Origin of the sequence: Gemella morbillorum (assembly GCF_900476045.1) — a bacterium.
Classification (GTDB): Bacteria; Bacillota; Bacilli; order Staphylococcales; family Gemellaceae; genus Gemella; species Gemella morbillorum.
In genome coordinates this window covers 118,626-131,010 of sequence record NZ_LS483440.1, presented here as the reverse complement: position 1 = coordinate 131,010, position 12,385 = coordinate 118,626, and the positions used below count along the sequence as shown (strand labels likewise).

At 33.4% G+C, this 12,385-nt stretch carries 13 protein-coding genes; 2 read left to right on the top strand and 11 right to left on the bottom strand.

Features of this window, described 5'->3' with window-relative positions:
- Nucleotides 1-6: 6 nt before the first annotated feature.
- The 6 genes from prdD to prdC form a co-directional block, all read right to left on the bottom strand.
- On the bottom strand, nucleotides 7-744 hold the full coding sequence (prdD, locus tag DQN46_RS00560; RefSeq protein WP_040461913.1) for a proline reductase cluster protein PrdD: 738 nt from the start codon (nucleotides 742-744) through the stop codon (nucleotides 7-9).
- Nucleotides 745-858: 114 nt separating this feature from the next.
- Complete coding sequence (locus DQN46_RS08930) at nucleotides 859-1,104, bottom strand: hypothetical protein (protein WP_197712514.1); 246 nt, start codon at nucleotides 1,102-1,104, stop codon at nucleotides 859-861.
- A 27-nt stretch (nucleotides 1,105-1,131) separates the two neighbouring features.
- Nucleotides 1,132-1,584 (bottom strand): glycine/sarcosine/betaine reductase selenoprotein B family protein, encoded by a 453-nt coding sequence (locus tag DQN46_RS08925; protein WP_197712513.1) that lies wholly within the window; start codon nucleotides 1,582-1,584, stop codon nucleotides 1,132-1,134.
- A gap of 18 nt (nucleotides 1,585-1,602) precedes the next feature.
- A complete protein-coding gene (locus tag DQN46_RS00550) occupies nucleotides 1,603-1,896 on the bottom strand; it encodes a CBO2463/CBO2479 domain-containing protein (protein WP_004634012.1) in 294 nt (97 codons plus the stop codon).
- Nucleotides 1,897-1,921: 25 nt separating this feature from the next.
- The gene (prdA, locus tag DQN46_RS00545) at nucleotides 1,922-3,859 is read right to left on the bottom strand and encodes a D-proline reductase (dithiol) proprotein PrdA (protein ID WP_111742640.1); all 1,938 of its coding nucleotides are present in this window, start codon (nucleotides 3,857-3,859) and stop codon (nucleotides 1,922-1,924) included.
- Nucleotides 3,860-4,012: 153 nt separating this feature from the next.
- Nucleotides 4,013-5,200: a proline reductase-associated electron transfer protein PrdC gene (gene prdC, locus DQN46_RS00540; RefSeq protein ID WP_111742639.1), complete on the bottom strand. Its 1,188-nt coding sequence runs from the start codon at nucleotides 5,198-5,200 to the stop codon at nucleotides 4,013-4,015.
- Between the two features lie 422 nt (nucleotides 5,201-5,622).
- Between prdC and DQN46_RS00535 the strand changes: the two genes are divergently transcribed.
- Nucleotides 5,623-7,014, top strand: a complete 1,392-nt coding sequence (locus DQN46_RS00535) for a rhodanese-like domain-containing protein (protein WP_111742638.1) — start codon at nucleotides 5,623-5,625, stop codon at nucleotides 7,012-7,014.
- Between the two features lie 82 nt (nucleotides 7,015-7,096).
- On the opposite strand, the gene galU is transcribed toward DQN46_RS00535, so the two are convergent.
- From galU to DQN46_RS00520, 3 genes are all read right to left on the bottom strand, one after another.
- Complete coding sequence (gene galU / locus DQN46_RS00530) at nucleotides 7,097-7,972, bottom strand: UTP--glucose-1-phosphate uridylyltransferase GalU (RefSeq protein ID WP_004634001.1); 876 nt, start codon at nucleotides 7,970-7,972, stop codon at nucleotides 7,097-7,099.
- 229 nt (nucleotides 7,973-8,201) lie between these two features.
- Entirely contained in the window at nucleotides 8,202-9,608 is a 1,407-nt protein-coding gene (locus tag DQN46_RS00525) for a S1C family serine protease (protein WP_111742637.1), read from the bottom strand.
- A 203-nt stretch (nucleotides 9,609-9,811) separates the two neighbouring features.
- The gene (locus tag DQN46_RS00520) at nucleotides 9,812-10,222 is read right to left on the bottom strand and encodes a hypothetical protein (protein WP_111742636.1); all 411 of its coding nucleotides are present in this window, start codon (nucleotides 10,220-10,222) and stop codon (nucleotides 9,812-9,814) included.
- Between the two features lie 246 nt (nucleotides 10,223-10,468).
- Between DQN46_RS00520 and DQN46_RS00515 the strand changes: the two genes are divergently transcribed.
- Nucleotides 10,469-10,999 (top strand): hypothetical protein, encoded by a 531-nt coding sequence (locus DQN46_RS00515; protein WP_111742635.1) that lies wholly within the window; start codon nucleotides 10,469-10,471, stop codon nucleotides 10,997-10,999.
- A gap of 116 nt (nucleotides 11,000-11,115) precedes the next feature.
- Here DQN46_RS00515 and DQN46_RS00510 read toward each other — a convergent pair whose 3' ends face one another.
- On the bottom strand, nucleotides 11,116-11,649 hold the full coding sequence (locus DQN46_RS00510) for a hypothetical protein (RefSeq protein WP_111742634.1): 534 nt from the start codon (nucleotides 11,647-11,649) through the stop codon (nucleotides 11,116-11,118).
- A 29-nt stretch (nucleotides 11,650-11,678) separates the two neighbouring features.
- Nucleotides 11,679-12,380 (bottom strand): peptidoglycan editing factor PgeF, encoded by a 702-nt coding sequence (pgeF, locus tag DQN46_RS00505; protein WP_111742633.1) that lies wholly within the window; start codon nucleotides 12,378-12,380, stop codon nucleotides 11,679-11,681.
- Nucleotides 12,381-12,385: the final 5 nt, after the last annotated feature.

The following is a 12,385-nucleotide window of genomic DNA, read 5'->3' as shown; positions in this document are numbered from 1 at the left end:
CCCTTCCTATACCATTGCTCTTATCGCACCATCACGATATTCGTTTGGTGTTAATAAGACGGGCATATTATTCATATCTATAATAGAAATACCTTTATCTATTCCACTAGGTTCAATAGGGAACAGTTGATTATCATACATCATGCCTTGTCCAGCTACCTCTTTCACTAAAGCTACTTTTGGTTTTCCTGGATTTTGTTTATTATAAAATTCATGTACTTCATCTGCATCACGACCACTCAAAACTTTCATAACTTCTCTGATATTTTGTAAATAAACATCTGATAGCTCGAAAATTGAGAATGCTAGTTCACGATTAAACTCAGCTTCTGGTTTTATAATAACATCAATATGGATTAAATAATCATCAGCAGCTGGTGAACCAGCCTTGTTTAAAACTAACTGTTCTTGTAGGATACCCTCTGAAGAACCAAATTCATGCATTTGTTTCCCTTCTGTGTTTGCTCCTGTAAGAATCATATAAACACCTGTCAGAGTATGTGTAATCCCTTCTCCTAAACGTCCTATAACCTTTGTCGAAATTGGTACAACGTCCATTATAGTATTAACATAAAAATTATGTTCACGAGGGCGTATTATTTTCACCTCTACACTCTCAAAAATATCTTTATCATATTCTATTTCTGTTGGAATAATTAACTCATTATTCTCAATTTTTACTTTTTTTCCTAAAGCAACATCTTTTATATGGAATGCTTTTATTTGTAATTTCTCACTTGACATAATTATCATCCCTTTTTATTTATTCATCTGTAATGTAACAGTACCTCTTCTGTACACTAGTACAGATATTCTTTTAAAAAAGAAGAGGGATTTCCATCCCTCTTCGGAATTCTCCTACACGTGAGCGATGTACTCAAATGGAAGAGGAACTATTTTACCTGAACTTGGTATTTTAATTAGTTGCTCTAATGTTGCTTCTAAGATTTGTGTTTGTTGCTCAACGTTTCCTGGTTCTCCTGCGTTTGCTCCCATTGGTACAAGTGGAGCAACGGCTCTTGGAGTACCGTTTTGACGCACTACTGGAGGTAGTGCTGCTATTAAGATTGTTGGAATACCTGCTTCCTCAATTGCTCTCTGCACGATCACGGCAGTTCTATGGCAAGTACCTCAACCAGCAGTTAAAATAACTGCATCAACATTTTCTGCTTTTAGTTTTTTAGCGATTTCTGGACCTGTAGAGTTTGTGAAAGCCTCTTGGTCTCCACCACCACCCATGAATCCGTAGTGGAATTCTGCTACGCTTTTAATGAAACCTTTTTTAGCAAGTTCGTGTAATCTGTCGATTGGGAACATGCAGTTGATATCTTTGTTAGCGTCAGCGTTGTCATATCCACCGTGAGATACCATAAGATCTGAACTGTGAGCAGTATCCGGGATTTCACGGAATGTAGTATCCCCTGCTAAGTTAAATCTTTTATCTGTTTTTAAGTGAACCCCTGCAGCTGTAGCTAATGCTACTTTCATATCTTTTAATTCTTTAGTTACTGGAGCCCAAACTGGTTTCGGTGTAATAGGTACAAAAATCTCTGATTGTAGACCTTCAAATATCGTTAATGACATTCTAATTTCTCCTTCCTACTATTTTTCTTCGTTGTGTTTTCTATTTTGTACTTCTTGTTCTAACTTTTTAGTATTAAGTATTGCATTTACATAATGTTCGTCAGGTTCTTCATTTAATACTTCTGGATAACTTAGTAAAAAGGCAACTTCTTGTCCGATTTTTACTGGGTATTCCGAGATTAGCATTCTCATAGGAATTTTAAATTGCCCTAGGCGTCCTTTAATATCTATCGTAACGCTGGCGTCGTTATGATCGACTATAACCCCTTCGAACACTCTTTCTGTAGATGCATATTTTAATTTTTCAATCATAACTTACTTCCTATACTTTTAAATTTTAGTCTTCTTTTTCGTAAATTTCTTGACGTTTTTTAGATTTTGGTAACACTTGTTCGTTATCAACTAATTCTAATTTTTCGCCTGTAGTTTTTTCGATAATTTCTACGTTGTTTAATTTAACGTTTGGATTCCATTTTCTTTCAGCTTTTTTGATTGTTCCGCCACCCATTTGTGTTTTAAGCATTGCTAAAGCACGGATAGCATCTTCTTTACATAATGTATTGTTTGAAAGAATTTCGTTTTCGATACCTTGTTTAGATTTGTTGTTATCAACCATAGCTGACATGTATTCGTTACCTACAACAAGAGCACCTTGTACTGCAGAGTAAGTCATACCAACTACTGATACTCCACGTTTACCGATTTCTTCGATGTGTGAAGCAAAGTCGATGTGGTTGTTACCAAATCCTTCAGTTGTAACGATAGCACCATCGATATCCATAGCTTCGATAGTCATACCAACACGTTTAGATACATAGAATTTTTCTGAGTTAGCTTGAGGTGATCCAACTAGTAATACCCCTACTAAGTCGATTTCTTCGTCAGCCATAGCTTCAAGTACTAATGGTTCACGGTAGTAGTGACGAGAAGTTTCTTTAGAAGCTGGTCCGATACATGTTAATGCGTGGATACCACCGTCTAATACTTCTGTTGGAGCAAGCATAACTGGTAAGTTACCAAGGTCAACGTTTGGTTTAGCACCAAGTGTTCCTACTGGTTCAACTGGTAAGATTAAGTTATCGTGCATTGCACCTTGTCCCATGATTTCTTTAACGATTAATACTTTTTTGTTTCCTGGGTGACGATATTGTTCAATATTGATGTTTCCTACTACTAGGCTTTCATCTTCTACTTCTTTAAGAGCTTTACGGATTTCTTCAGTAATGTGGTCGAAAGCTTTGTGCGCTGCTAATGGTCCTGGACGTTCCATGTTAGCTCCTGCTTTAATTGTTACTTGACCTTTAATGAAGATTTCACCTTTATCTGGAGCACCTGGACGTCCCCACATAATGTTACGTTCTAATTCACCTTCAGAAGATCCGAATTCCCCAATTTGAACTCCGTTAGCATCAGTCCCTGTAAGAACCATTACTACACCTTTAAGTTCACGAGTGATACCATGTCCAATTTCACCTTCTTCTTTAACACAGATAGGTTGAACGTCCATGATTGTTTCACTGTAAGTGTCATATTTATCAGGAGTGATGATTTCTAATTTAACATCTTCTACTAATACTTCTGACTCTGCAGCTTCTTTACATAAATCTTCTGGAGTTCTTAATACTAAAGTAGTTCCTTTAATTTCAGTTTTTTCTCCAAATACTACTTCATCAATTTTGTAATGTTTAGTGTGTAGAGAACGGATGAACTTTGATTCACCTTCTACTTTTTCTTCTTTTGCTGCTGCTACTGGTGCATCAGCTTTAACTTCTACTGCTTTAGCTTCTACTGCTGGTGCTGCAGCTGGTGCTGCTGATGTTGCTTGCCCACCAGCAAATGCTGATAGAGGAATTTCTAAATTGATATTTTCCCCTTTTCCGATTTGAAGTTTGAATACACCTGCTGGTGCTGAAGCTTGTGCTACTGGAGCTGCAACTGGTGCAACTTCTGCCACAGGAGCTGTTGCAACTGGCGCTGCTTCTACAACTTCTTCTACTGCTTCTTCTGCTTTTTCTTCTCCACCTTGTACTGCATCAATAATGCTTGGTGTAATTGGTATTAGAGCATCTGTTGTTTTTAATAATTTTGCACCTAATACTTGTCCGATTGTTAATGCATCATCTGGGAAAGATAATAGACCTGAATCTACTAAATCATCAAATAGTCCTGGATCTTCTAAGTTATCTGGACCAATTACGATCCCTTCCTCAGCTCTGCAACAAAATACCGCCTTGTCGTTTAAATGTTCTTTCGCTGTTTCTGCTGTAATTGACATTACTTCTAACCTCCAACTAAATTAATTATTATTGTGTAATTCTAAGCTCTTATAGCTTCTATATAAATGATGGTCAGTGGCACGAAGTACATGGTCGGTACTATGATAAACTTTTACTCCTAACCTAGGAGCTACACCTGTCACGGTGTTAGTTCAATCTTGACAAGTACCAGCAATGACTGCTTTCGCACCATCTTTTTTCATTTTTAATACTTTTTCCGCTTGCCCTGGGCAAATACCTGGTAATTCACAACGTAATCTTCCATTTTTATCTGGTTTCATACGTTTACACATTTGAACAGAAACTACTTCTGCTCCCATACCATCGGCAATTTGACGAAGGCGCTCTTCCTGAGCTCCACACTCACAAATAAGTATCCCTACTTTTTCTTTTTCTTGTGGATATGGCATAGCAACTAGTAACCCACCAGTTGTTTTGTTAATAGGTTCATCTTCTTGGGCTGGACGTCCTGTAAATGGTCCACCTCGAACTATTTCCCCATGCGGATTAATGTAGCCTCCAGCTCTTTCTATAAACACACTAATTGGTAATCCAATTGGTACATCTAAGAAAATACTTGGATTTTGAACACGCCCACCAACTGTTAAATCTTTGTCTATAAGAGGTTTATCATCTTCAATCGCATTTACTACATGTTTAATAGTTTCAACGTTTGAGATAATTGCATTAGCCTCTAACGGCAACTGACCTGGTTGTAGAATCACACCTAATGTTTCACGTACGATAACACGTTCGTCCCCTGCTGGGTACATATTAGGTAAAATCTTAATACTGATATTAGGCTCATTTTTACATGCTTTACCTAATGCTAATAGTGCTTTACGATATTTTGTTTTAATAGCAATATATCCTTCTTTAGCACCTGTTAGTTCCATAATGTATTTCATACCACGAACAAGCACTTCTGGTTGTTCTTCCATAAATTTAACATTATGTCCTAAAATTGGTTCACACTCAGCTGCGTTAGCTATAAGATATCCACCAGGAATTTGTGTAGAAAACTTGATTCCAGTAGGGAATCCTGCTCCACCAACACCTACGATACCAGCATCTTTAATTTTTTGCAGATAATCATCTGTTTTTTCTAATCTCACATAATCATCAGTTTGTTCTTTATCTAGTTTCACAACTATATCCATTTCAGTTATTTCTTCAACAACTCCTGACAAACTTGCGTGAATATTAGCCCCTAATCCAGCTGGTACAGCAACAAGTTGCCCACGTTTAACATGGTCACCCACATTAACTATTGCTTGACATGGACCACCTACGTGTTGTTTTAACGGAATGTGTATTTTTTCAACATCAAACTCTATCATTCTTTTTTCCTCCTTTCTTCAAAAATTCTTTACAAGCAGTAGTTCAAAACTTCTACTACATTTATTGTATAACAGTTTCACTTTTTTTGCAAAGGTTTTTTTAAAAAAAATATATTTTTCTTTTCTCTACTCTGTTCTTCTAAGCGATAAAAAATAACACCAATATTATAAATTCAATGCTTTAACTCCGCGAATAATATTATTTTGTTATTTAAAAAATAGTATTTTAATTGAAATATATTATCACTTAAACGCTTTATCAGCTATAGCAACTGTTTTATACATTATATTCAATGTTATAACATAACAACAGTATTCCTGTGTTATACTTGTCTTGAATATTTACATTTTTAATAAAACGATTTATAATATTAATTGGACAAAACAAAGGAGGAAAGCGGCAGGTTGTCGCATATATTATAATGAAAAACTTTAAAAAAATAGGAGCGATTTTTCTTGCTTCCGGTCTTGTGTTAAGTGGGTGTTCTACAAAAGATGCCAATACAAGCCAAGGTGAAAAAAAGGAAATTAAAACTATTTCTTTAGATGATTTCACAAAAAATTTAGGGAGCAGCGAGTATCAATTCGTTGATACACGTAGCGATGAAGCATATAACGGTTTCAAAACAGATGGTATTAAAAATGGTGGCCATCTTAAAAATTCTATCCAATATAGCGCTTCATTTATAGGAAAAGTTAACAAAGATAAAGAAGCAAAATTTGTTAGCGATAAAGGGTTAGATAAAAACAAAAAAATTGTTGTTTATGATACAAACAAGGAAAATATAGCAAAAGTTTCTGATAAACTAGCAACACTTGGTTATGATGTCTACAAATTTGAAGACTATAAAAAATTCGCTGATAATGATGCTAATAAAGATAATTTAGTAACTTATCCTGAATATCAAAATCTTGTTTCGCCTGAATGGGTAAAAAGTATTCAAGACGGCAAAACTCCTGAAACATATACAAATAAAGATAACTATTCAATCTTTGAAGTTTCATGGGGAGAAGGAGATAAAGCAATCAACTATAAAGAACATATTAAAGGTGCATATCACTTTAATACAGATTGGATAGAAGATGGACCAGTTTGGAACTTGCGTTCTGCCGATGAAATAAAAACCAATCTTCTTAAACAAGGAATTACTAGTGATAAAACAATAATTCTTTATTCAGATGATGCTTCAGCAGCTTTCCGTGTTAACTGGGCACTTAGATGGGCTGGAGTAAAAGATGTTCGTATTATGAATGGTAGCCTTAAAAACTGGAAAGAAGCTGGTTATAAAACTGAAACAACAGCAAATACACCAAAAGCAGCTTCTAACTTCGGTGTAAACATCCCAGCTCATCCAGAATACAATATTTCTCGTGCTAAAGAAATGGCTGAGAAAGTAAAAAATGAAGGAATTAAACTTGTCAGTATTCGTGCTTGGGATGAACACTTAGGTAAAACTAGTGGATATGACTATATCGAAAAAGCTGGTGAACCTAAAGGGGCTATCTTCGGTTTCGCTGGTGACAATAAAGGAGATATGTCTGACTATATGGATCCAGACGGTACTTTGCGTAACCCTCAAGAAATCTACAACCTATGGAAAGGACAGGGAATTGCTGAAACAGATAAAATAGCTCTTTACTGTGGAACAGGTTGGCGTAACGCTATCCCATGGTTTATGACTCAACTTACTGGCCGTGCTAATACATACTTCTATGATGGAGGTTGGAACGACTGGCAACTTGACGGTTCTCTTCCTGTGGATATTAACAAAGATAAAGGTTCAAAACCAGATTCTAAAAATGATTATAAATAGTAAAATAGTACCTGCGATATTTTCGTAGGTACTATTAAAAAACCAGCTTTTGCAAATGTGACAAAAGCTGGTTTTATATTAATTATTCTAGTTCTGCTAATTTTTCTTTTAAGTAAGGTACTAAATCATCTTTTAAATCACTTTTTAGCGCAAAGTCAATAGTAGTTTTAACAAACCCAATAGTTTCCCCTACATCGTAGCGTTTACCTTCAAAGTCATAGGCATAAACATTTTCTTCTTCATTTAACATTTGAATAGCGTCTGTAAGTTGAACTTCTCCTCCGACACCAACTTGTTTTTTAGCTAAATGCTTGAAGATCCCTGGATTAAGAACATAGCGTCCCATAATAGCTAGATTCGATGGCGCTGTACCTGGAGCAGGCTTTTCTACAAAAGTTTCTACTTCGTAAAGTTTCTCATCTTGCCCTTTAGGAGCTATAACACCATAGCGATGCGTCTGATCTTCTGGAACAGTTTGAACTCCAATAACAGAGCAACCAGTACGTTCACTTTCATCTATAAGTTGTTTTATCGCTGGTTTTTCATCATTAATTACAATATCATCCCCAAGTAAAACTGCAAACGGCTCATCACCTATAAAACTACGCGCAGTTAGAATTGCATCACCTAATCCTGCCATTTCTTTTTGACGAACATAGTGGATATTAGCTAATGTTGTTGGGTATTTCACTTTTTCCAACAGTTCTAATTTCCCTTTGTTTTCTAATTCTACTTCTAACTCTACGTTTCTATCGAAATGATCTTCAATTGCTCTTTTTTGTTTTCCTGTAACAATTATTATATCTTCAATCCCAGCTTTTACCGCTTCTTCTACTATATATTGAATAGTAGGTGTATCTATTATTGGTAGCATTTCTTTTGGTAATGCTTTAGTTGCTGGTAAAAATCTCGTTCCATACCCAGCAGCTGGTATTATTGCTTTTCTTACTTTTTTCATATATCCACCTATATTTCTAAAATTTAACAGACTTATCATACCACGTTTTGTATATTTTTGCAAATTTCACAAGTCAATCAAACTATATTTCTAACATTATAACTATTACTGAACATTCTTTAATTTATTTTAATCATTGTTATTAAAGTGTTTTTATCAAATTTTAATTTTAATTTCAAACATTTTCCAAACAGAAAAGAGCAAAAGAATATCCCTTTATCAATATTTACTATCTCGTATTCAACGCCTGAACAACTACATTAGCTGTGCGTTCTTTCCCATTTCTATAATATGTTACTTTAATAGTATCCCCTATTTTTGTTTTCTCAAATAAGTATTTTCTTACTGACGCAACATCTTTTATTTCTTGGCCATTTATTTTAGTAATAATATCATACTTCTCTAAACCTGCTTGCGCTGCTGGAGTATTGCTTTCAACCGAACGAATAACAACACCTTGTTTTCCATTAAAGTTTAATTGAGATTGCACTGTGTCACTATCTAGTGTATTAACCGAAACAAGTTGCACACCTAACGCTGGACGCATAACTTTACCAGATTTCTCCAATTGTTCTGTTATTAATTTCACTTCATTAGATGGTATACCAAAACCTATTCCTTCTGCCGAAACATTATTTGATGCTTTGGCAATTTTCGATTCATTAATACCTATAAGTTTACCTTCATTATTAATCAGCGCCCCTCCACTGTTACCCGGGTTAATAGCCGCGTCTGTTTGGATAACCGTTTGATTCCAATCGTTAACCCCATCACCATCAATATCCATAGGTATTTGACGATTCACTGCTGAAACTATACCTTTAGTTACGGTATTTGATAAAGTTACGTCTAATGGCGATCCTATTGCAAAGGCAGTTTCCCCTACAGCTATTTTATCACTATCTGCGAAATCCATAGTTGTTTTAACGTTATCAGCTTTGATTTTCAATACAGCAAGGTCAGTCCAAACGTCTGTACCCACTACTTCTGCAGTTACATTAGTTCCATCACTTAAAATAACCGATAATTTTTTAGCCCCATTTACTACGTGATTATTAGTTACAATGTAAGCTGTATTCCCTGATTTTTTGTAAATAACCCCACTCCCACTTGATGCAGGTTTTAAATCGCCAGAATTATTAGAATCACTGTTACTAGAACCATATTTTGAACGTTTAGAAGAATTCCTCCCTAAAATCGAGTCTAAATTGTTATTTGAGGCACTCTGATAGTTAACGATAGACACAACAGCGTCCTTAGCTTTTGAAATAGCATTAACTGTCGTTTGTTGATTATCTTTATCTTCTTTTGTTGCTGTTACTGAAGAAGTTAAAGCTTTCCCTGTCCCCATTACCGCTTGTGCTCCAAAAACACTAGTTGCACCAAGGGCGAATGCCGCAAAGACAGTTAAGAACAATTTACCGTAGTTTCTACTATCTTTTGGTTGTTGACTATCATCGAATTCAAACCTATTTTTCTCATCAAGTTCTCTATACTCCGCTTCTGTATATTCAGCATCATTATAGTTTACATCTTGAAACTCTTGTTTATTATCATTGTTAACAAACTCTTCATTATCTATATTATTACCTGATGTATTATAATTCTCTAAATTATTATTTTTTTTATCTTCCATTTAGTATCCCTCCGCAATTAATATATTTAAACATTTAAATTATTGATAAGATTAATTTTTTGTATTAAATTCTTAATTTACAATTACATATTATCAATAACAGTTTAAACAAAGTTTAAAGGAAAGTTTAAATTAACTTAATGTTTTTCATGGGACAAAAGCAAAGAACAGCTCTTTACCTTCCAAGTTGCTCTCCACTTTTATTATTTAAATTTGAGTGTTAAAAATTGAAAAAATCTAACTAAATTGAATAACCCGCAAAAACTAACAATATAATAATAAATAAATATTTTATCCACATTATAATTTAATATTATATATCCTGACATCAATATTAAAACAAGGTTTATTATGAAAGTTAAAATAAACTTTTTAGACTGTATAATTAAAACTAACTGGATTAAAATAAATACTGCCATAACTCCAAGTAATATCTTTATATTAATATCTGTAAAATACTTAGGAAACTTATAAACATTTCTAAAAAGAATATGTCTTAACATCCCCATTTTTCTTTCTGAAAAATAATACCATCCCGAAATCGCTACTATCAAGAAAATTTGAATAATAGTCAGCAGCACATGAATTTTCTTGTATTTAATATTTTTAAACATTGTCCTCTCCTTGTTTAAATTATAGCTTAATGATATAATATACCTAATATTTATTATAGAGAAAAAGAAAATTAGTTGCAATAAATCCATATAAGCAACTTAAAAAGTGTTGTCGTTTAACATATATCTGTTTTTATTTTATTTTCTTGAAAATATATAATGAACTTATCTTATTCTCCATGCAAAGACTTGTAACTATATACACTTGTACATATAAATATAAATTACTTATTTAACGAGGTTATTATGAAAATCAATAAATATTTTACTGTATTCTCAGTATTATTTCTAATTTTTATGTTTTTATACACATTCAATATAAATTTTGATCTTAATCAAAAACTTAATATCGCTAATCTTCTTATGATTTTAGGGTTATTTATTTCGTTGCTTGTTGCTGGTTATCTATTTTTAATTAAAGATATAATAAAAAGTTCAGAACGTGAGCGTAATGGTATAGTATTAGTTCTAGTTATTTTAGGAATAATTTTCTTCTATTATAACCCTCTTCCAAAACCAGAAAGCTTTTTTGTTGAAATACCAAGAATAGCGTATTTTATCCTTACAATAATTATTTTTGCTTTGCTACTTCTAATATTTTGGCGCGAAAGAACAGTTAGCTTTGTTATTTCAATATTTCTACCATTTAGCATTCAAAGTTATTTAGTAAATATTAAAGGAAATATGAATTATACTGACTACACATTATATATCGTTATATTGTTTATCGCTATCGCATTCGCTATAAACTATGCCCTAGATAGCAGAAAAAATTAAAACTAAACACCGAAAGTCATTTAAACAAGGAATACCCCAAAACTTATCCAAGTTTTGAAAGGTTATTCCCTCATATCTAGCTTTCGGTGTTCTATTATGCTTTATTCATTAAACATTTATACTAATACTATATACTTAGCACATATATCTGCAAAAAATTTCTGAATATCTCCTTCTTTTAAATATTGCTCTTGCTCTTCATCTACTATATATTTCTCATCTGCTTCCATCACCATCAGCAATCTTTCAAATGTATCTGCAAATAAGCTCTCTTCTTCATTTAAAAGATAATTAAATTTTTGTTCAGCAAAAAACGGAACAAACACCTCATGAAAAGCCCCTTTACGTATACGCCCAATCAGTTTCTTATTATTCTCTGTTATAAATAACTCCCCTTGCTTTTCAACAAATTCATACGCTTTGTTATAATTTGAGAAAATCTGAAATCCTTGAGCTTCTTTATATTCTCTAAATACCGGAATTTTCAACCCCTGCTCCTCATATAACGCCTTATCTATTATCACAAAAACTTCTTCTAAATCCCAAAATTCTTTTGCAATATAGTAAAATGCTACTCGCCAGCGACTATCATCTTTCGGAAGTCTCTTAAATGTCGCTATTTGTTCTACTAATCTTATATCTTTATCCACGCTATTTCCTCATTTCTTAATATATAATATTACTTCAATTCTATAAATGTCCCTATTCTCTTCGTTGTAGCATTGTCCAAGCGATACGAAAAAAACTGATTGTTATCTTTTACTGTGCAGAAATTTGCAAGTGTAATATTTTTATCTAGAATTCCTGCTCGTTTCAATAATCCTTTGTTTATAATCCACAAATCTAAATAATACTTATCTCCATATTTTTTATAATAATTATCTATCTTATGAACTGCAAACTTTTCTACAAGTTCATACGAAACTTCATAGCTATCTCCTGATACCGAAGGACCTATTATGACTTTAATATTTTCTCTTTCACAGTTGTAATCTTTTGCTAAAGTTTCTATTATTTCCTTGGCTATATTATCATAAGTTCCTCTCCAGCCAGCATGTGCCAGCGCCACAACCTCTTTTTCTTTATCATAAAAAACTAAAGGCACACAGTCTGCGGTGAAAATAAGTAGAGGTACATTTTTTAGGGAAGTAACTAACCCATCCGCTTTTTCTCCATTGTTTTTTCTATCGTCTACAGCCTTTATAATTCTAACATTTGCACCATGCACTTGAGTATTGTACATTAAATTATCATAGTTAAAATTATATTCTTCACAAAGACTTTTAACATCAGTAGAGTTTTTAGCATCAACTGTTCTATTAGTAAATAATATTCTTACGTTATCATCTTCTATCAAATAACCTTTAGCAACTTCCTGCATAATAC